This window comes from Nocardia sp. NPDC055029 (genome assembly GCF_053608525.1).
The window spans coordinates 26,952-46,464 of sequence record NZ_JBSGVQ010000018.1; the positions used below are offsets into that span (position 1 = coordinate 26,952).

A 19,513-nucleotide genomic window follows, 5' to 3' on the forward strand; every position below is an offset into this window, starting at 1 on the left:
CATGAGAATCTCCTTTCATTCGGATGATCGACCCGCAGGCGTGCATGAAATCGACGCATATATGTCGACTTCTTCGAAGCGGTAGAGACTGGCGAAACTCTGCAATTCAGATTGCGGGGAGATCGCTGGAATTTCTGGGTCACACCGGGATGGTGTGGAATCGCGTTCACACCGTAGCAAACGTGGATTCACGCGTTCAAGGATGGTGAGGTTTGCTAACGAAATCGTGAAACTCTGCCGAATGACCTGGTCAGGGCAGGTATTTGTGATGAGTGCCGACTCGGCCACGGTCGCGGAATGCCGTCGTGACCGGCTTTCCTCTTCGGCACGGTAAGAAGACCGGCTGTTATCGGAACGTATTGTTGGGTGACTGTTCGGGTGCCCGCGTTGACCCACGCAGGGGATTTGCCGTCGGAAATGTTATCGACGGCAGGGTCACCCACATGCGGACCCGGGTGCCGTTCTCGTCATGACTGAATTCCAGATCTTCGGTCAGTACCCGCATCATCTCCACACCGCGGCCGCGATAACCGGGATCGGTCGGGGTGGGAATCCAGCGGCCCGAGTCGGTGACCTCGATGACCACGCGGTCGCCTTCGCACGTCGCGGTGAGCGTGACGCGGCCGGGCTCGGTGTCGCGGTAGGCGTGTTCGACACTGTTGCTGCACGCCTCGTTGGCGGCGGCGACCAGGTCGGCGGCCAGGTCGTGCGGGACGGCGGCGGTCGCGAACCAGCGGTAGAGGTTGCGCCGCAGGCCCGTCAATTCCGATGCGGCAGCGGGGATGTCGAGGCGCAGCGGCTCGGGCGGCTGCCGGTAGACGACCATCGCGACGTCGTCGTCGTAGCCCGCGGGCGGACACAACCGGGACAGCACGGCGTCGGCGACGTCACGGGGGAGTGCGCCGCCGGTCTCGCTGAGCACGCCGGCGATCTTGACGAAGCCCTCTTCGATGTCGTACCCACGTTGCTCGACGAGCCCGTCGGTGAACAGCACCAGGGTCGCGCCCGGCGGCAGCGCCGTGGTGGCCTCCGGCCTGCGCGGGGTGTCGAACGTGGCCAGTGGCACGGCCCGTCCGCCCTCGAGGACCCGGCCCGGTCCGCCGGGCGGCGCGAGGACAGGGGGCATATGGCCGGCATTGGAGTAGCGGACCATGCCGCGCTCCGGATCGAGCACGGCCGCGCACACCGTGGTGCACATGGCGCCGGGGATCCGGGCGGCGACGGCGTCGAGCTCGGCAAGCAGCTGGGCGGGCCCGGCGCCGCGCAGCAGCAGAGCCCGTGCCGCCGTCCGCAATTGGCCCATCACCACCGCGGCCGACAGGCCACGGCCGACGCAGTCGCCGACGACGACACCGATGGTGCCGTCCCGCAACGGCACCACGTCGTACCAGTCGCCGCCGATCTCGAGCGGCGGCAGCGCGGGCTCGTAGTGCACCGAGAAGCGCGGTGGCAGCTCGATCGGGCCGAGCATCGCGCGCTGCAGGGTGAGTGAGGTGGCGCGGGCCTGGTCGAAGTTGCGGGCACGCTGCAGCGCGACGCTGAGATGTCCGACCAGTAGTGAATACAGCGCCCAGTCGGCCGCGCTGATCGCGCGCGGGGCGCCGAAGCGCACCCACAGCGCGGCATCGCCGGTCTCGCCGAGCGGCGCGATCACGGCGTCGACGCCGCCTTCCTCGCCGGTGATGGCCGAGAGGCCGCGCGCGGGCTGCCTGCGCGAGCGATCGAGCAGCGTCCGCACCTCCTCGTCGAGGGTGACCCGCCGCGTGGGGTCCGAGACGGGAGCGGCGACGAATCGCGGTGTGCCCTCGATACTTTCGGTGGCGGTGGGCTCGGGGAACGGCGGCTCGCCGCAGGAATACACGTCCGGCTGCCCGGTCCGGCTCGGCCACACCGCCACGAGCGCCGTCTGCGCGCCCATCGTCCGGCGCAACTCGTCGAGCCCGACCGCGAGCACCTCCACCATGCTCGTCGCCGCGCCCACCGCGGTCGCCAGCCGCGAGGCCGCCTGATCACGGGCTTGCGCATCGTGCTCGGCGGTGACGTCGCGCACGGTGCCGACGAAGATCTGCTCGTTGTTCTCCTGCTTCACCAGCGAGCTGGCGCTGACCGCGAGCCAGCGCTCCCGGCCGTCACGGTGACGCACCGGCATCACGAAACGTGATGCCTCCGTACCGATCTGGGGATAGCCCGGTTGGTCCGACAGCGCCCACGGATGGGGCAGCCGGTACGGAACGTCGTCGGCGCCGTACCCGGTGAGCACCCCGAACGCGGAGTTCACCTCGACGATGGTGCCCTGGGAGTCGGCGACGAAGAACCCGTCCTGCAGCGACTCCACCAGCGCGGTGCGGAAGGCGTCGCGGCCGGCGAGATCCTCGGCCCGCGAGCGCTGCTGTTCGTAGCGGCGGGTGCCGTCGAGATAGCCGCGGGTGGCGATGTCGAGCGCGGCCATCGTCTGCAGGAGGAATTCCAGCGCCACCTCGGCGCTGCGCGGATCACCCTCGGCGCCGGTGTACTCCGCGACCGCCCGGAAGTGGTTCTCGGTGAGGTCGAGCAAACTGATGCCCTCGACGAGGGCACGTCTGCCGAGGTCGTACCCCTCGGTCAGGCCCGCCTGGCCGGGCGCGGCGACGTGGCGGCGCAACGCAGCCGAGTAGTCGTCCAGAAATGCGGCCAGGCCAGCGGTCATCGGCAACCTTTCACGGGCAGGCTCCGCGGAAGCGGGCCGCGAGCACGAGTGCGTCGTCGGTGTCCTTGGCGTCGCGGGCGAGCAGATCGCCCGCGATCGCGGTGGCGGGGCGGGCCAGGTCGATCGACTCGGGGCCGACCGAGACGATCCCGTCGGTCGCCATCAGCAGCAGGTCACCGGGGCGGATCGGCAGCGTCTGCGGTTGCAGATGCGAGGGCAACCGGTAACCGACGATGCCGCCGGTCAGCAGCATGGTCGCCCGGAGTTCCGGACCAGCCGGGCCCAGCGTCAGCAGTCGCGACTCGACATTGCCGACACCGAGCCACTGTAACGTCTCGCCGGGACCCATCAGCGCCAACGAGACCGCGGCGCCGCGGGTTTCGACCATCGCGCGATGACACAGCACCATCAGCACGTCCAGCGGTTCGCCGCGGTTGTCGGACAGGATGACCATCGCGCGGTCGGCCGCGTCGGCCGCCGCGGCGCCGTGCCCGAGCCCGTCGAGCACGCCGAAGAGCGCGCCACCGTCGCCGGTGTCGAGGACGACGGCACGATCACCGGAGACTTCCTGGCCGGGCAGTGCCCGACCGGCCGTCGACCATTCCGTGCGGCCGATAATCCCGTCTTCATGCACCGTCGGGTACCCACTTCCACATCTCGATCAACGTCCCGCGACCCGGGGCGGAATCGATGGTGAGCCGGTCCATCAGCCTGCGTGCGCCGGGCAGGCCGAGGCCGAGGCCACGGCCGGTGGAGTAACCGTCCTCCAGTGCACGAGGGATGTCTCTGATGCCGGGACCCTGGTCCTCGGCCTGGACGACGAGCGCGCGTCTGCCCTCGCGCAGGTCGACAAGCAAGCGAATCTCCCCGCTGCCCGCGTAACTGGTGATGTTGCGGGCGATTTCGGAGATGGCGGTGGAGATCATGGTGCGGTCGGTGAGGGTGAAGCCGAGTGTTGCTGCCAGTTCGTGTCCGGCCTGCCGGGCGATGACGATGTCACCGGACACCTTGACCGCGATCGCCACCTGCTCAGCGGCCACTGTCGCGACCGTCTCGTCGGCGCGGGTGCCGGTTCAGCCAGGCGAGGCCTTCTTCCAGATCCAGCGCGGTGTGCATGTCCTCGAAGGTCAGACCTAGCTGCACCATCGCGAAGGCGACCTCGGGCTGTAGACCGACGATGACGGTCTCCGCGCCGCGCAGCTGGGTCATGTGCGCGATGGTGCGCAGCGAGCGCGCGGCGAAGGAGTCCATGACGTCGATCGCGGTGACGTCGACGATGATGCCGGTCGCGCGATAGCGACTGACCTGCTTCATCAGGTCGTCCTGCAACCGCTCGGTGTCGGCATCGGTCAACGCCGACTGCACCGAAGCGATCAGGAACGTGCCCTGTTTGAGAATAGGTACCGGCATGGTGAGGGAATCAGCGCCCGTCCCGCTCACCGGCGCGCTCGGTGACCCGAGAGACCTCGTAGCCCAGCAGGCGCTCGGCTTCTTCGATACCGCCCTGGAGGTCACCGACGGCGTTCATCTTGGACAGATCCAGGCCGATGGTGACCAGCGTGAGCGCGATCTCCGAGGACAGACCGGTGATGATGACGTTGGCGCCCATCAGACCCGAGGCGTCGACGGTCTGCACGAGGTGGTTGGCCACCACCGAGTCGATCGCGGGGACACCGGTGATGTCGATGACGACGACCTTGGCGCGATTGGCGCGGATGGCACGCAGCAGCTGCTCGGTCAGCTGGCGGGCGCGCTGGGAGTCGAGCACACCGATGATGGGCAGGATGAGCAGCTGTTCGCGCACCTGCAGCACCGGCGTCGACAGCTCGCGGATGGCTTCCTGCTGCTGGCGGATGACGCGCTCGCGCTCCTGCACGAACGACACGCCCACGGTGTTGGCGATGCGGTTGGCGGCAGGCTCGTAGGCGTCGAGCACCTGGTTGAGCAGCTCGAAGTTGGACTGGTACTTGGAGAACAGCGAGCGGGCCAGCACGTCGCGCAGCAGCAGCACGATGCCGAGGACTTCGTCGGTCTCGACGCCTCGGGGAATGATGCGCTCGGACAGATCGCGGGCGTATGCCTGCAGTGCCTCGACGCTACCGGTCTCGAGCACCTCGACGTAGTTGTCGAAGATCGAGGTGGCCTCGGAGAAGATCTCCTCCGGGGTCATCGCCGTCAGCAGCTGGGCGTCGGTGATGCGCCGGGCCCATTCCTCACGCAGGGCGGTGCGGTTCTGCCGGAGGTGGTCGACCAATTGCGGCAGCAAGTTGTCTACCGGGCGTGCCGGCAGCGAATCCGCCGAAAGACTCATGGACACCTCGGACATGGAAACTCCTGCCCCTTTCGACGGACATTGTCGGTGCGCACAGCGCGCGTTGACCCGAGCCTACTCATACCCCATCCCTGATGCCGCCCAAACCTGCGGGTTGTTCGCCGCACGCGGGCTACTCCGGGGCGAACCCCCGCTCCAGGGCGCGCAGCGCGCGGTCGAGATAGGCCGTCAGATCGGCGTCGCCGCGTTCGAGCCAGGCGTCGAAGGCGGCCCGCGCCGCGGCCAGCGTGGTGCGCCCGACGGCCAGGGGGACCAGGTCGCCCGCGGTGGTGCCGAGCCGGCGCGCGGCGAACTCGCCGACCGCGCGTTCCCAGGCGTCGTAGTGCGCGCCGGCGCCGGCCGAAAGCGCGGGGACACCGGAGACCAGGCGCATCCTGGTGCGCAGCTCGGGGATGTCCTCGGCGCGATATCTGTTGGCCGCCACCACGATTCGGCGCACGGCCGCCATCATCGGCTCGTCGTCGGGGACCGCGGCGAAGGCGGCGCGCAGGTCGGCGACCTCATTGTCGAACTGGTGCCAGAGCACCTCGGCCTTGCTGGGGAAGTACCGGAAGAAGGTGCGTTCGCTGACACCGGCCTCGGCCGCGATGCGGTCGACGGTGATGTCGTCGAACCCGTGCTCGGCGAACAGCTTCATCGCGATGACTTCGAGTTCGCGGCGCGTGGTGCGCGGTGGGCGACCGCGATGAGCGCGCGGTGTCGGGGCTGACATGGATACAGACTAGGGACTCGGCGCGCTCTTGATTATGTCAGTGACTGACGTTAATGTCGGAACCATGTTCGTGGCCCACCTCACATGGCCCGAGGCGGGCACATGTGCCGCCGCGGGCGTGATCCTGGTCATCCCGCTCGGCGCCACCGAGCAGCACGGCCCCCACCTGCCCCTGTCCACCGACACCGATATCGCCGCCGCCGTGTGCGCCCTGGCCGCGGCCGAGCGGGCCGATGTCGTGGTCGCGCCCGCTGTTCCCTACGGCGCCAGCGGTGAGCACGCCGGGTTCGCGGGCACCCTGTCGATCGGGCAGGCCGCGCTGGAATTGCTGGTCGTCGAGCTGTGCCGGTCGGCCACCGACACCTTCTCGCGGATCGTGCTGGTCAACGGGCACGGCGGCAATGTCGAGGCGCTGCGTCGCGCCGTGGCGCTGCTGCGGTCGGAGTCGCGCGATGTGCGGCTGTTCGCACCCGGCTACGGCGGCGACCCGCACGCGGGCCGCACCGAAACCTCGATCCAGCTCGCGCTGTCGCCGGAGCACGTGCGCGCCGAGCTGGCCGAACCGGGGGACCGGCGCCCGCTGACCGAACTGCTGCCGCTGCTGCGCGCGGGCGGCGTCCGGGCCGTGAGCCCCAACGGAATTCTCGGCGACCCCACCGGGTCGAGCGCCGACGAAGGCGCCGCGCTGCTGCGCGCGGCCACCACCGCACTACTGGAAGACCTGGGCCGATGGTGGCCACAGGCTCGTGAGGAAGGACCACTTCGATGAACCCCTGGTTCGAGACCGTCGCCGAGGCGCAGCGCCGCGCCCGCAAGCGCCTGCCGAAATCGGTGTACGGGGCGCTGATCGCGGGCTCCGAACGGGGCCAGACCATCGAGGACAACCAGACCGCCTTCACCGAACTCGGCTTCGCCCCGCACTGCGCGGGCCCGATCGGCGAGCGCGACCAGTCGACCACCGTGCTCGGCCAGCAGCTCTCGATGCCGGTGCTCATCTCGCCGACGGGCGTGCAGGCCGTGCACCCCGACGGTGAGGTCGCCGTCGCCAGGGCCGCCGCCGCGCGCGGTATCGCCATGGGCCTGAGCTCGTTCGCGAGCAAGCCGATCGAAGAGGTGATCGCGGCCAACCCGTCCACGCTGTTCCAGCTGTACTGGTGTGGCAACAAGGACCAGATCCTCGAGCGGATGGCCAGGGCGAAGGCGGCAGGCGCGGTCGGGCTCATCCTGACCCTGGACTGGTCGTTCTCGCACGGCAGGGACTGGGGCAGCCCGGTCATCCCGGAATCGCTGAATCTGCGCACCATGATGAAGTTCGCGCCGCAGACCCTGGCCCGCCCGCGCTGGCTCGCCACCTACCTGCGCTCGGGCTCCATCCCCGATCTGACCGCACCCAACATGGCCGTCGGCGGCGGCGCGGCGCCGGGCTTCTTCGGCGCCTACGGCGAATGGATGCAGACCCCGGCGCCCGACTGGGACGACGTCGCCTGGATCTGCGCGCAGTGGGACGGTCCGGTGCTGCTCAAGGGCGTCATGCGGGTCGACGACGCGCTGCGCGCGGTCGACGCGGGCGTGGCGGGCATCTCGGTGTCCAACCACGGCGGCAACAACCTCGACGGCACCCCCGCCGCCATCCGGGCGCTGCCGGTGCTCGCCGACGCGGTCGGTGACCAGATCGAGGTCGTGCTCGACGGCGGTATCCGCCGCGGCAGCGACGTCGTCAAGGCCGTGGCGCTGGGCGCTCGCGCGGTGCTGATCGGCCGCGCCTACCTGTGGGGCCTGGCCGCCAACGGGCAGGCCGGCGTGGAGAACGTGCTCGACATCCTGCGCGGCGGCATCGATTCCGCGCTGCTCGGCCTGCGCAAGACCTCGATCGCCGACCTCGACCGCGGCGACATCATCGTGCCCGCCGGTTTCGAACGAGCCCTCGGCGTGCCCGCCGACCTCGAACGACCGCTCAGCACAGCGGATCTCGTCCAGCAGTAGCACTTGTCTATTGGCGACGGGTCCCGTCCACGACGGGGTCCGTCGCCGGAGTCGATCACGGTACGCGAGTCACGGTGCGCCGCTAGGATCGTCGGGGTTCGGTACCGACTTGAGGGGGCAGCGTGAGCGGGGGATCCAGGAGCGAACGTCGGCGTGCCCGAGTCATGAAGTCGCGCAGCGTGTCCTGCACGCTGCCCGCGGTCGTGGCGATGGCGCTCGTCTCGGCGGGGTGTGGTGCCGACGCGGCGTCGCACCGCGCGGCGACCACCACGAAGCCCCCGGTGACCAGCACGGTGCGGCCGACGACGACCACCACCTCGGTCCGCCCGACCACCAGCGCCGCCGCGCAGCCGACCGCCGTCGGGGTCTGCGTGGACACGACATCGTCGACCCGTGTGGCCGACGGCCTGTGCGACACCTCCGACAGCCGCTACGCCAACTTCTGGTATCAGCACACGGACACGCTGGTGTACCCGGCGATCGGCGCCGCTGTCGCCCTGGCCGCCGGCAGTTTCCTCCGCCCGTCCGGAACGGGCGTCTACGACCGTGGTGTGCCCGACAGCGGCGGGAAAGTCCAGCGCGGCGGTCTCGGAAACAACCGGCCCGATTCCGGCGGCGGTAGCGGGTCGTAGCGCCCTCCGGTGGCGCTGTCGCCACCTACGCCAGATCCGCGGCGGGCTCCTCGGCAGGCTGTGCGGCGGGGCCACGCCCGGTCGGCCCGAATCCGTTTGCCGCACTGCGGTGATGGTCGATCAGCACGTCGTAGATCTCGGCGAGCGCGGCGAGCTGGCCACGATCGAGCACGTCGATCATGTGCCTGCGCACGCTGCGCACGTGGGCGGGCGCCGCGGTCGTGAGGAGCTGCCCGCCCGCGGCGGTGAGCCGGGCGACGGTGCGGCGTTGATCGTGCGGCATCGTCTCCCTGGCCACCAGCCCGCGCTTCTGCATGCGGGTGATCTGATGCGAGAGCCTGCTCTGCGACCACTCGAGCGCACCGGCCAGATCGGCGAAGGTCAGCCGCTGGCCCGGTGCGTCGGCCAGATAGACCAGCACGGAGTACTCCACCCAGCTGAGGTTCGCTGCCCGGCCCGCGTCACGCCCGATCGCCGCGGCGATCAGGTCACGGGTCCGGACATAGCCCAGCCAGGCACGCATTTCGACATCATCGAGCCACTGTGGATCGGTCACGATCGAGCTCCAGATTCTCCGGTGCAGGCTTCGGATTGGAACGGTGCACACCCCGCCACCGTCCGGAGAATGGGTAGCACCGTTTGGGTTGAACGTGCAACCTCGATCTTGGTTCAGGCAATTGTCGTGCGTCACATAGGGTTGCCTAACCAGCAGGTGGGTGCGGGTGGTCGATAGGCTTCCGAGTGCTTTGTGACCAGCCACCCGAGGAGTGCGATTCGTGACCGCGCCGGAGTTCCGCTATTCCGATCTGCTGCCGATCGGCGCCGACGACACGCCGTACCGCTTGCTCACCACCGAGGGGGTCAGCACCTTCGAGCACAACGGCCGCACCTTCCTGCAGGTCGAGCCCGAAGCGCTGCGGCTGCTCACCGAGACGGCGATCCACGACATCAGCCACTACCTGCGCCCCGCGCACCTGCGCCAGCTGCGCAAGATCATCGACGACCCGGAGTCCTCGGGTAACGACCGCTTCGTCGCGCTGGACCTGCTCAAGAACCTCAACATCTCCGCCGGTGGCGTGCTGCCGATGTGCCAGGACACCGGCACCGCGATCGTGATGGGCAAGAAGAGCGAGGGCGTGCTCACCGGGGTCGACGACGCCGAGTGGATCAGCCGCGGCGTGTTCGACGCCTACTCCACGCTGAACCTGCGCTACTCCCAGCTCGCCCCGATCACCATGTGGGACGAGAAGAACACCGGCTCCAACCTGCCCGCGCAGATCGAGCTGTACTCGACCGAGGGCACCCCCGACAACCCGGTCTACAAGTTCCTGTTCATGGCCAAGGGTGGCGGTTCGGCCAACAAGTCGTTCCTGTACCAGGAGACCAAGGCCGTCCTGAACCCCGAGCGCATGCTCCAGTTCCTCGACGAGAAGATCCGCTCGCTGGGCACCGCGGCCTGCCCGCCGTACCACCTCGCGGTGGTCATCGGCGGCACCAGCGCCGAATTCGCCTTGAAGACAGCGAAATACGCCTCCGCGCACTACCTGGACAACCTGCCCACCGAAGGCTCGATCACCGGGCACGCGTTCCGCGATCTGGAGCTCGAGGAAGAGGTCTTCCAGCTCACCCGTGAGTTCGGCATCGGCGCGCAGTTCGGCGGCAAGTACTTCTGCCACGACGTGCGCGTGGTCCGCCTGCCCCGCCACGGCGCCTCCTGCCCCGTCGCCATCGCGGTGTCCTGCTCGGCCGACCGCCAGGCGCTGGCCAAGATCACCAAGGACGGCATCTTCCTGGAGCAGCTGGAAACCGAACCGGCCCAGTACCTTCCGGAACAGACCGAGGACATCCTCGGCGGCGACGTGGTCGAGATCGACCTCAACCGCCCGATGGACGAGATCCGCGCCGAACTGTCGAAATACCCGGTGAAGACCCGGCTTTCGCTCACCGGCCCGCTGGTCGTCGCCCGCGACATCGCGCACGCCAAGATCAAGGAACGCCTCGACGCGGGCGAGCCGATGCCGCAGTACCTGCGCGACATGGCCGTCTACTACGCAGGTCCGGCCAAGACCCCCGAGGGCTACGCGTCGGGCTCCTTCGGCCCCACCACCGCGGGCCGCATGGACTCCTACGTCGACCAGTTCCAGGCCGCGGGCGGCTCGATGGTCATGCTCGCCAAGGGCAACCGCTCCGCCCAGGTCACCAAGGCCTGCAACGAACACGGCGGCTTCTACCTCGGCTCCATCGGCGGCCCCGCCGCCCGCCTCGCCCTGGACTGCATCAAGAACGTCGAGGTCCTGGAATACCCCGAACTCGGCATGGAAGCCGTCTGGAAGATCGACGTCGAGGACTTCCCCGCCTTCATCGTCGTCGACGACAAGGGCAACGACTTCTTCGCCGAAACCTCCAAGCCCATCGCCCTGCGCGTGCGCACCCGCTCCAAGGAACGCGTGTAGTCGGTCGCAGATCCCGAAGACCCCGGCCTCGCCACGGTGCGATCCGGGGTCTTCGTTGGTCCGGCCGTGCGCGGTCGCGGTGCGGTGTAGTGTGACGCGACATGCGCTGGACCGGCTCGACGGGGGTGGAGATGGCGACCTCCGGAGTTCCCTCCGGACGAGTGGCGCGCGGCGGGAAGCTGGGCAGGCTGGCCGCCGAGCAGACCGTGCGCGGGGTCGGGACGCGGCTGTCGATGATCGGGCGCACCGAGGAGGCCAGGCAGGTGCTGGCCGAGCGGTCGGCGATGAAGACCGCGCAGCAGATCGTCGCGGTGCTCGGCAGCATGAAGGGCTCGGCGATGAAGCTGGGGCAGATGCTGTCGGTGCTCGATCTCGACTTCGTCCCCGAATCGCACCGCGCGCAGTTCACCCGCCAGCTCGCGGCGCTGCGCGACCGGGCTCCCGCGGTCGAGTTCCCCACCATGCGCCGCGTGATCGAGGAGGACCTCGGCCCGCTGTCGGGGATCTTCGCCGACTTCGACGAGACCGCGATCGCCGCGGCCTCGATCGGTCAGGTGCACCGGGCGACCCTGCGTGACGGCCGCGCGGTGGCGGTCAAGGTGAAGTACCCCGGCGTGGAACGCGCCGTCCACGCCGATATCGGCAATCTCGAATTCCTCAGCAAGATGGCCAGATCCGTGCTCCCGAGCATGGCCGACACCGGAGTGCTGGAGGAGATCGCCGCCAATCTGCGCAGCGAACTCGACTACCTGCGGGAGGCGCGGACCCAGCACCTGGTCGCCCAGCGCTACCGCGGTCACCCCTACATCACCGTGCCCGACGCGATCGAGGAGCACTGCTCGCACAACGTGCTGGTGACCGAATACGTGGCGGGCCACGGCTTCTCGCACCTGCAAGGGCTGCCCGCCGCGGACCGGGACCACTACGGCGAACTGATCTATCGCTTCTACCTCGGAACCCTGTTCACCGACAACGAGTTCTGCGGCGACCCGCATCCGGGCAATGTGCTGCTCGCCGAGGACGGCAGGCTCGCCTTCGTCGATTTCGGGCTCTACAACCTGATGGACCCCGAGCACGTCGATTTCGAGCGCTCCTGCCTGCGGGCCGCCGCCGAGGACCGGCCCGAGGACCTGTACGCGGCCTGGGTCGGGCGCGGCATCATCGACCCGGACGCCGGGGTCACCGTCGAGGAATGCCTGGCGTATGTCTGGGCGGCCTGCGGGTGGCATCTGCTCGACGAAGAAGTCACCATCACCCCCGAATTGGCCACCAGCGCCGTCCTGCTCGCCGTCGACCCGCGCTCGGCCGAATTCCAGGGCATGCGCAGGCAACTGCTCCCGCCCGAGCACGTCTTCTCCCGGCGTGCCGACCTGTTCACCTTCGCCACCCTCGGTCAGTTGCAGGTCAGGGCCAACTGGCATCAGCTGGCCCGTGAGTGGCTCTACGGCGAGCCGCCTGCCACCGAGATCGGCCGCGCGATCGCCCGCAGGCGGGCGGGCCACTAGGCCTCCACCACACCCGGATCGGCCGGTCCGACGGCGCTGACCTGTGTCTACGCAATGACGTAGTAGCTTGGTCGGCGTAGGTCACCGGCGACGAGCGGAAGGAGGCACGGTGGGTCATCGGACTGACCGTCCCTCGCCGCGCCGCCCGGGTGTCCTGTGCGCGTTCGTCATGATCGTGGCCGCCGTGTGCGCGCTCGTGATCGACTGCACCACGGTGCATCACGACGACCACCATGGTGTGGACGCGCCGCTCGGCGTGGTCGCCGTCGTCGCCGAGGGGGCCGGGCTCGCCGTTCCGGGTCATCCGCTGCCCGACCACTGCCTGGTCGGTACCGCGGCGCCCGATACCGGGCTCGTGCTGCCCATCCTGGGCTTGCTCGGCGCGCTGGTCGTCGTTCTCCTCGCGAGCCTCGGTCATCCGGCCGTGGCCGCCCGCGCCCCGCCTCGCTCGCCGCTGCGGTATCGCCAGGGCCGCGACATCCTCACCCAGTTCTGCATCTGTCGACGCTGATCGGTCAGCGCCAGGCCTGCCACACCGGTGACAGGCCGGTGTCCGCGTGCCCGTTCTCGTCCGCGCCGTCGTGCCCGGCGGCCGACACAGGAAGCGACAGACATGCAGGAATACGTGCTCGACCGGAGCGTTGCCTCGATCGCCGAGCGTCCACAGGGACTTGTCGGCAATACCCCGGTGATGTGGGTGGGAGCGCCGCTGACCACCGCCGGCCGGGGGTTCTGGGCCAAGCTGGAAGGATTCAACCCCGGCGGGATGAAGGATCGTCCCGCTCTGCACATGGTGCGCAGGGCCGAGCAGCGCGGCGACCTCGCCCCCGGCGCGCGGATCGTCGAATCCAGCAGCGGCACACTCGGGCTCGGGCTCGCCCTGGCCGGACTTGTGCACGATCATCCGGTCACCGTGGTCACCGATCCCGGGCTGGAACCGATCGTCGCGCGGATGCTCGCCGCCTTCGGCGCCCGGGTCGACCTGGTCGAGCGGGCCCATCCCACCGGGGGCTGGCAGCAGGCCCGCCGGGACCGGGTCGCCGAACTCCTCGCCGCCGAGCCCACCGCGTGGTGCCCGGACCAGTACAGCAATCCCGACGCCGCCGACGGCTACGCCGGGCTCGCGCACGAGCTGATCGACCAGGTCGGGCGCGTCGACGTGCTCGTCTGCGCGGTCGGCACGGGCGGCCATTCCGCGGGTGTCGCACGGGAATTGCGCCGTCGGTATCCCGGGCTTCGCCTGATCGGCGTCGACACGGTGGCCTCCACGATCTTCGGCCAGCCCGCGGGGCCGCGGCTGATGCGTGGCCTCGGCTCGAACATCCACCCGGCCAATGTCGACTACCGGGCCTTCGACGAGATTCATTGGGTCGCACCGGCGGAAGCGGTCTGGGCCTGCCGGACACTGGCCGCCACGCACTATGCCACCGGCGGGTGGAGCGTCGGTGCGGTCGCCCTCGTCGCCGGCTGGGCCGCCCGGACCGCCGACGCGGAGACCAGGATCGTCGCCATCTTCCCCGACGGCCCGCACCGCTACTTCGACACGGTCTACAACGACGGCTACTGCCGGGAGCACGGCTTGCTGACGGGGCCGCCCGCCACCGACCCCGACACGATCGACCACCCGGCCGAGCGGGTGGTCGAGTCCTGGACGCGCTGCACGACGGTGCTCGATCCCGGCGCGCTCGCGGCCGAGGACGCGGCAGGACCGGTGCGCGCATGAAGACGCTGCGGACCTTCGCCGGTTTCGACACACCCGCCCGGCTGCTCATGATCAACCAGTTCGGCATCAACCTCGGGTTCTACATGCTGATGCCGTATCTGGCCGGGTATCTGTCCGGCCCGCTCGGCCTGGCCGCGTGGGCGGTCGGGCTGGTGCTCGGCGTCCGGAACTTCTCGCAGCAGGGGATGTTCCTGATCGGCGGCACACTGGCCGACCGCCTCGGCTACAAACCGCTCATCGTCGCCGGATGTGTGCTGCGCACCGCGGGATTCGCCGCGCTGATCTTCGCCACCTCGCTGCCGATGCTGCTGATCGCCTCCGCCGCAACGGGATTTGCGGGTGCCCTGTTCAACCCGGCGGTGCGCGCGTACCTGGCCGCCGACGCGGGCGAGCGGCGGGTCGAGGCGTTCGCGGTGTTCAACGTGTTCTACCAGGCGGGCATCCTGGCCGGCCCGCTCGTCGGTATCGCCCTGCTCGGCGTGGATTTCCGCTGGACCGCCGCGGTAGCGGCCGCCGTGTTCGCGGTGCTCTCGGTGGCGCAGCTGTGCGCACTGCCACAGCGCCGCGGCGTGACCACGACTTCGTCGGTGTGGACCGACTGGCGCGCGATCGCCGGTCACCGGCGCTTCGTGGCGTTCGCGGTGGCCATGGGCGGCACCTATGTGCTGTCGTTCCAGGTGTATCTGGCCCTGCCGCTGCACGCGGGAGCCATCTCGGGGGCAGGCGCGCAGGAGTTGACCGCGCTGGTGTTCGTGGTGTCCGGTGTGGTCGCCGTCGCCGGTCAGGTGCGGATCACCGCGTGGTTGCGAGCGCGCTGGGGGATCGGGCGCGGTCTGGTCCTCGGCGTCGGCGTGCTGGCCGCGGCGTTCGTCCCGCTCGCGCTGGTACCCGGCGCTGGGTCGTTCGGGACGGTGGCCGCGGCCGTGGCGCTGCTGCTGTCCGCCGCGCTGCTGGCGGTCGGGACGGCGGCGGTCTTCCCGTTCGAGATGGACACCGTCGTCTCGCTGAGCGAGGGCAAGCTGGTGGCGACCCACTACGGGTTCTACAACACGATCGTCGGGGTGGCCATCCTGGCGGGCAACCTGGGGACGGGCGCGGTCCTCGACGTGGCCCGCTCGGCGGGCGCCGACCGGCTGGTGTGGGTGGGACTGACGCTGATCGGCGTGCTGACCGGCCTCGCGGTGCATCGCGCGATCCGGCCGGTTCCCGGTCGGCACCGGCAGCCCGACGCACTGCCCGCCTACACCGCGGCACCGGGCCGCTGGCCGGTCCGGTCAACCGGTGCGTCCCCGGCCGAGCTGACCCGCACACCGTGAGACGGTCGCCGGCCCCGGCGGAATGATCCGCCGTGACCGCCGTGCACCGCGCTCGAGCCCACCTCGGTGGTCGGCTCGGGCGCGGGCCGGTCGATAGACTCCTGCCATGACTACTGTGCTCGGCCGGGTGGCCGACCGGATGCTGGTGACGATGACGGCCGCCGCGGCCGTGACCGCCGTCGGTATCGGCATCGTCGAGGCCCAGCCGGGTGCCACCGACCAGCGTGAACAGTTCCAGTCCGCCGCGGGCACCGAGGGGCTCGATCCGTCGTTGGCCCTGGCCTACGCCCTCGCCGAACAGCAGGCGCACGCCGAGGGCATTCCACTGTCGATCACCTCGGGCTACCGCTCGCACGAGCAGCAGGAAATGCTGTGGCAGGACGGCCTCGCCACCTACGGCAGCCCCGACGAGGCCCGCCGCTGGGTCCTGCCACCGGAGGAGTCGACCCACGTCTCCGGCCATGCCGTCGACGTCGGCCCCCAGGTCGGCGCGCAATGGCTGGAAACCAACGGCAACCGCTGGGGCCTGTGCCGGACCTTCGACAACGAATGGTGGCATTTCGAGTTGGCCACCGCCCCCGGCGCAGCGTGCCCACCGCGGGTGCCCGACGCCAGTATGCGGTGAGGCCGGGTCCGCGGTAGCCGACCGAGCCGGGCAGCGTGACGCGTGCCCGGCTCGCTGCGGCTCAGCGGAGGGCGGCGAAGAAGGTTCGGATGTCGGTGACGTGGGCCGTGGGTTCCTCCATGGCGACGAAGTGGTTGCCCGGGTTGCCGGAGGGCCAGTGGGTGATCTTGTTGTCGCGGTCGGCGAGTTTGCGCATCAGGGGTGAGCCGCCGCCGTAGACGCCGGTCGGGACAAGGTTCTGGCCGGTGGGCCAGCCGAAACCGCCGTCGCGCAGGCCGTTGTACATCGGCCAGGACGAGGTGCCGGTGGTCTGGGTGAACCAGTAGATCGCGATGTTGGTGAGCAAGTGATCGCGGTCGATCACGTCCTCGGCCAGGTCGGCCATCGGGGTGAACTCCTGGTATTTCTGCATCAGCCAGGCCAGCAGTGCCACCGGGGAATCGTTCCAGCCCAGCGCGAAGGTTTGCGGCGCGGCGCGCAGCAGGGTGTGGTGGTCGATGCCGCCGGTCATCCACTGCTGCATCTCCTCCCACTGCAGGAGGTCCTCGTCCGACATCGTCGGCACGTCGGCGTCTGTCGGCATGCCGATCCCGCCGTCGAGATGCACGCCGATGACGTGCTCGGGCGCGGCGAGCGCCATCTCGGGGGCGATGTAGGCACCGAGGTCACCGCCCTGGGTGCCGTAACGGTCGTAGCCGAGGCGGTCCATCAGGGTCGTCCACATGCGCGCCACCCTGGCCGTGCTCATCCCGGTGTCGCGCGGCGCTGCCGAGAAGGCGAAGCCGGGGACCGAGGGCACCACGACGTGGAAGGCGAGGGCCGGATCGAGGCCGTGGGCCCGCGGATCGGTCAGCGGGCCGATGGTGCGGGTGAATTCGACGAACGACAGCGGCCAGCCGTGGGTGAGCAGCAGCGGCACCGCATCGGGCTCGGGGGAGCGGACGTGCAGGAAGTGCACGTCGAGGCCGTCGATCTCGGTGACGAATTGCGGGAACTCGTTGAGCGCGGATTCCTGTGCGCGCCAATCGAAGTCCTCGGCCCAGTACCGCGCCAGCTCGCGCAGATAGTCGGTCGGCACGCCGCGATCCCAGCCAGCACCCGGCAGTGGCGCCGCCCAGCGGGTCCTGCGCAGGCGGTCGCGCAGGTCGTCGAGGTCGGCCTGCGGGATGTCGATACGGAAGGGGCGAATGGTCGTCATGCGAACTCCTCGGTCGGTGTGTTCACCACGGTAGAAGCCATCTAGGACAGAATCGGTCCTAGATGTAGGAGAGAATTCTCGGCATGACCGATACCGCCGCCCGCCTGCTCCGTTTGCTCTCGCTGCTGCAGATGCCCCGCGAATGGCCGGGCAGCGAACTCGCCGAGCGGCTCGGCGTCACCGACCGCACGGTCCGCCGCGATGTCGACCGGCTCCGCGAGCTGGGCTATCCCGTGGTGGCGGCCATGGGCGCCACCGGCGGATACCGGCTCACCGCCGGATCGGCACTCCCACCACTGGTGCTCGACGAGGACGAAGCGGTGGCCGTCGCGGTCGGCCTGCGGGTCGCGGCGGGGCAAGCCGTCGCCGGTATCGAGGATGCCTCCGTGCGCGCGCTGACCAAGCTCGAGCAGGTGCTGCCCGCGAAACTGCGCAGGCGGGTGCGGGTGGTCGGCGCGGCCGTCGCGGTGCGCGCGGGCACCGGGCCCACGGTCGATCCGGAGGTGCTCACCACCCTCGCCGCCGCGGTGAGCAACCGGGAACGGCTGCGGCTGCGCTACCGGGACGCGGCCGGTGTGGAGTCGCGCCGTCACGTCGAACCGGTGGGCGTCGCGGCGGCGGGCAGGCGCTGGTATCTCGTCGCCTATGACCTCGACCGGGAAGCGTGGCGCAGCTTTCGCGCCGACCGCATCGAGAGTCCGCAGCCCACCGGCGCCCGCATCGTCGCGCGGCAGCTGCCCGCCGCGAATGCCGCCGAGTACGTGGGCGGGTACCGGACCGATTGGGGCACACCGGAATACCGGGTCGACGTGACGATCGACGCGCCGCTGCCGCGGGTCGCGGGCAGGCTCGGCGAGACCGTGGACTCGCTGGTCGCCGACGGCGACACCGCGTGCAGGCTCACCGAGACCCGCGACGACGACCCGGAATGGCTTGCGGCGCAGTTGATGTCACTGGGAGTGCGCTTCCGTGTGCACGATTCGCCCGAGCTGCGCACCAGGTTGCGGCAGCTGGCGGGGCGCGTCGCGCACGCGCTGGAGGGATGAACCGGGCTACAGCCTGCCCGCGTCCTTGAGCACCCGGCGTGACTGGGCGAAGAGCATGCCGACATTGACCGTCTTGCGGCAGACCACCACGACCACCAGATCATCGCGGCTCTCGGCGCGCAGGAACAGGTGGGTGAGGTTGTTGGAATTGACCAGGATCTCCTGGAAATAGTGGTCGTCGCTGCGGATGCCGCGCCGTTCCTTCCAGATGTCCTCGATCATCACCACATTGCGGCCCTGGAACAGGTCGAGGGTGGCGGCCGCGAGCAGGTCGAGGACCTCGGGCGGGTGGTTGTCGACGGTCTCCACCGACAGCAGCATGCCGGTCGACAGGTCGATGACGCCCGCCGCGACGCAGTCGGGTACTTCGGCGCGCAGCGATTTCACCGTCGCGCCGAGCCGTTCGGTCATGGTGGCGGGGGTGCCGTTGGGGTTCATGGGATCCTTTCGGTTCTCCGCCGTGGCGAAGAGTCGGGCACGTCCACGGCGATCGCGGACGGGGGCGCGGCCTGCGGTGGGCGCGGCCGCAGAGTGTCGTTGATTCCGCTGGCGCCACGGCGGCGGCGGGGAAGTGCCGGATCGACCATCCCGGTGTCCGCGGTGCCGGGGGATCGGGCGGCGGCAGGCCGGGCGGGGATGGTCAGCTGGTGGCAGGCGAGGAGGCGGGCGACCTCGACGGTGACCGGGTAGAGCGGGCGGCCGAGCAGGAAGGCCAGATCGCGGCAGCTGCGGGTGCCGTCGACCAGGCGCAGAATGGCGGCGCTGTCATCCTCGTCACGCCGCGAACGACCGAACTCGGTGAGTGCCAACAGGTTCCGGTGCGGTGAGAAGCCGGCGGCGGCGAGCGCGGACAGCCGGCGCGCGGTCTCGCCGAGCAGCCACTCGGATTCGTAGCCGGGATCCGCACCCGCGAAGACCTCCGGGTCGGCGTCGATCCAGTAGCAGCGATCGATCCAGCCCGCCGCGATGGCGAACAGGCCGTCGACGGTGGCCGTCATCCGCAGCAGGCGGGCGCGGGCCGCGCCGAGCGGTTGCTCCTCCCGGTCGAGAACGTCGAAACCCGGTGCGCCGCAGGTGTTCACGGTGACTATCCGGCCGTCGGCGAACCGGATGTCACCGCCCGGTTCGCCGGTGACCCGCAGGATGCCGGAACGCCGGCCCGTGCGCGCGTCGGTGAGTGCGGTGTCGAGCGGACGGGTGGTGTCCCGCAGGGGGACGGGTAGCTGCATGGTGGTCACATCCCGCGGTGGACAGGGGAAGGTCGGTGCAGGCTCGAGGGAATGGCGACCCCCGCGCAGGCGG

20 protein-coding genes are annotated in these 19,513 nt (G+C 70.0%); 10 read left to right on the forward strand and 10 right to left on the reverse strand.

Features of this window, described 5'->3' with window-relative positions:
• Nucleotides 1-346: 346 nt before the first annotated feature.
• From ACWF9G_RS17500 to mftR, 6 genes are all read right to left on the reverse strand, one after another.
• Complete coding sequence (locus ACWF9G_RS17500; RefSeq protein ID WP_452516403.1) at nucleotides 347-2,686, reverse strand: SpoIIE family protein phosphatase; 2,340 nt, start codon at nucleotides 2,684-2,686, stop codon at nucleotides 347-349.
• Nucleotides 2,687-2,696: 10 nt separating this feature from the next.
• Nucleotides 2,697-3,320 (reverse strand): PP2C family serine/threonine-protein phosphatase, encoded by a 624-nt coding sequence (locus ACWF9G_RS17505; protein WP_189023053.1) that lies wholly within the window; start codon nucleotides 3,318-3,320, stop codon nucleotides 2,697-2,699.
• Entirely contained in the window at nucleotides 3,313-3,726 is a 414-nt protein-coding gene (locus ACWF9G_RS17510; protein ID WP_189024773.1) for an ATP-binding protein, read from the reverse strand. Before ACWF9G_RS17510 ends, ACWF9G_RS17505 begins: the two co-directional genes overlap by 8 nt.
• The gene (locus ACWF9G_RS17515; RefSeq protein ID WP_379033604.1) at nucleotides 3,716-4,096 is read right to left on the reverse strand and encodes an STAS domain-containing protein; all 381 of its coding nucleotides are present in this window, start codon (nucleotides 4,094-4,096) and stop codon (nucleotides 3,716-3,718) included. Before ACWF9G_RS17515 ends, ACWF9G_RS17510 begins: the two co-directional genes overlap by 11 nt.
• 10 nt (nucleotides 4,097-4,106) lie before the next feature.
• Nucleotides 4,107-5,012, reverse strand: a complete 906-nt coding sequence (locus tag ACWF9G_RS17520; protein WP_379033410.1) for an STAS domain-containing protein — start codon at nucleotides 5,010-5,012, stop codon at nucleotides 4,107-4,109.
• A 118-nt stretch (nucleotides 5,013-5,130) separates the two neighbouring features.
• On the reverse strand, nucleotides 5,131-5,730 hold the full coding sequence (mftR, locus tag ACWF9G_RS17525; protein ID WP_452516405.1) for a mycofactocin system transcriptional regulator: 600 nt from the start codon (nucleotides 5,728-5,730) through the stop codon (nucleotides 5,131-5,133).
• A gap of 64 nt (nucleotides 5,731-5,794) precedes the next feature.
• On the opposite strand from mftR, the gene mftE reads away from it, so the two are divergent.
• The 3 genes from mftE to ACWF9G_RS17540 all read left to right on the forward strand — a co-directional run bounded on the left by mftE (nucleotide 5,795) and on the right by ACWF9G_RS17540 (nucleotide 8,345).
• Entirely contained in the window at nucleotides 5,795-6,499 is a 705-nt protein-coding gene (mftE, locus tag ACWF9G_RS17530; protein WP_452516406.1) for a mycofactocin biosynthesis peptidyl-dipeptidase MftE, read from the forward strand.
• Entirely contained in the window at nucleotides 6,496-7,713 is a 1,218-nt protein-coding gene (gene mftD / locus ACWF9G_RS17535; protein WP_452516408.1) for a pre-mycofactocin synthase MftD, read from the forward strand. The genes mftE and mftD overlap by 4 nt, the downstream gene beginning before the upstream one ends.
• A 164-nt stretch (nucleotides 7,714-7,877) precedes the next feature.
• The gene (locus tag ACWF9G_RS17540; RefSeq protein WP_452516410.1) at nucleotides 7,878-8,345 is read left to right on the forward strand and encodes a hypothetical protein; all 468 of its coding nucleotides are present in this window, start codon (nucleotides 7,878-7,880) and stop codon (nucleotides 8,343-8,345) included.
• 25 nt (nucleotides 8,346-8,370) lie between these two features.
• Here ACWF9G_RS17540 and ACWF9G_RS17545 read toward each other — a convergent pair whose 3' ends face one another.
• Nucleotides 8,371-8,901 carry a MarR family winged helix-turn-helix transcriptional regulator gene (locus tag ACWF9G_RS17545; protein ID WP_452516411.1) on the reverse strand — a complete coding sequence of 177 codons (531 nt, stop codon included), beginning with the start codon at nucleotides 8,899-8,901 and terminating at the stop codon, nucleotides 8,371-8,373.
• Between the two features lie 220 nt (nucleotides 8,902-9,121).
• Between ACWF9G_RS17545 and ACWF9G_RS17550 the strand changes: the two genes are divergently transcribed.
• The 6 genes from ACWF9G_RS17550 to ACWF9G_RS17575 all read left to right on the forward strand — a co-directional run bounded on the left by ACWF9G_RS17550 (nucleotide 9,122) and on the right by ACWF9G_RS17575 (nucleotide 15,967).
• Nucleotides 9,122-10,798: a fumarate hydratase gene (locus ACWF9G_RS17550; RefSeq protein ID WP_379307089.1), complete on the forward strand. Its 1,677-nt coding sequence runs from the start codon at nucleotides 9,122-9,124 to the stop codon at nucleotides 10,796-10,798.
• 101 nt (nucleotides 10,799-10,899) lie between these two features.
• Nucleotides 10,900-12,303 carry an ABC1 kinase family protein gene (locus ACWF9G_RS17555; RefSeq protein WP_452516413.1) on the forward strand — a complete coding sequence of 468 codons (1,404 nt, stop codon included), beginning with the start codon at nucleotides 10,900-10,902 and terminating at the stop codon, nucleotides 12,301-12,303.
• Between the two features lie 109 nt (nucleotides 12,304-12,412).
• Entirely contained in the window at nucleotides 12,413-12,814 is a 402-nt protein-coding gene (lpqS, locus tag ACWF9G_RS17560) for a putative copper homeostasis (lipo)protein LpqS (RefSeq protein WP_452516415.1), read from the forward strand.
• A gap of 102 nt (nucleotides 12,815-12,916) precedes the next feature.
• On the forward strand, nucleotides 12,917-14,026 hold the full coding sequence (locus ACWF9G_RS17565) for a PLP-dependent cysteine synthase family protein (RefSeq protein ID WP_452516417.1): 1,110 nt from the start codon (nucleotides 12,917-12,919) through the stop codon (nucleotides 14,024-14,026).
• A complete protein-coding gene (locus ACWF9G_RS17570; protein WP_452516419.1) occupies nucleotides 14,023-15,342 on the forward strand; it encodes an MFS transporter in 1,320 nt (439 codons plus the stop codon). The genes ACWF9G_RS17565 and ACWF9G_RS17570 overlap by 4 nt, the downstream gene beginning before the upstream one ends.
• Before the next feature lie 106 nt (nucleotides 15,343-15,448).
• A complete protein-coding gene (locus tag ACWF9G_RS17575; protein ID WP_452516421.1) occupies nucleotides 15,449-15,967 on the forward strand; it encodes a M15 family metallopeptidase in 519 nt (172 codons plus the stop codon).
• A gap of 61 nt (nucleotides 15,968-16,028) precedes the next feature.
• On the opposite strand, the gene ACWF9G_RS17580 is transcribed toward ACWF9G_RS17575, so the two are convergent.
• Nucleotides 16,029-17,165, reverse strand: a complete 1,137-nt coding sequence (locus ACWF9G_RS17580) for an epoxide hydrolase family protein (protein ID WP_452516423.1) — start codon at nucleotides 17,163-17,165, stop codon at nucleotides 16,029-16,031.
• An 83-nt stretch (nucleotides 17,166-17,248) separates the two neighbouring features.
• On the opposite strand from ACWF9G_RS17580, the gene ACWF9G_RS17585 reads away from it, so the two are divergent.
• Complete coding sequence (locus tag ACWF9G_RS17585; protein WP_452516425.1) at nucleotides 17,249-18,211, forward strand: helix-turn-helix transcriptional regulator; 963 nt, start codon at nucleotides 17,249-17,251, stop codon at nucleotides 18,209-18,211.
• Nucleotides 18,212-18,217: 6 nt separating this feature from the next.
• On the opposite strand, the gene ACWF9G_RS17590 is transcribed toward ACWF9G_RS17585, so the two are convergent.
• Complete coding sequence (locus tag ACWF9G_RS17590; RefSeq protein ID WP_452516427.1) at nucleotides 18,218-18,649, reverse strand: hypothetical protein; 432 nt, start codon at nucleotides 18,647-18,649, stop codon at nucleotides 18,218-18,220.
• On the reverse strand, nucleotides 18,646-19,440 hold the full coding sequence (locus tag ACWF9G_RS17595; protein WP_452516428.1) for a hypothetical protein: 795 nt from the start codon (nucleotides 19,438-19,440) through the stop codon (nucleotides 18,646-18,648). Before ACWF9G_RS17595 ends, ACWF9G_RS17590 begins: the two co-directional genes overlap by 4 nt.
• Nucleotides 19,441-19,513: the final 73 nt, after the last annotated feature.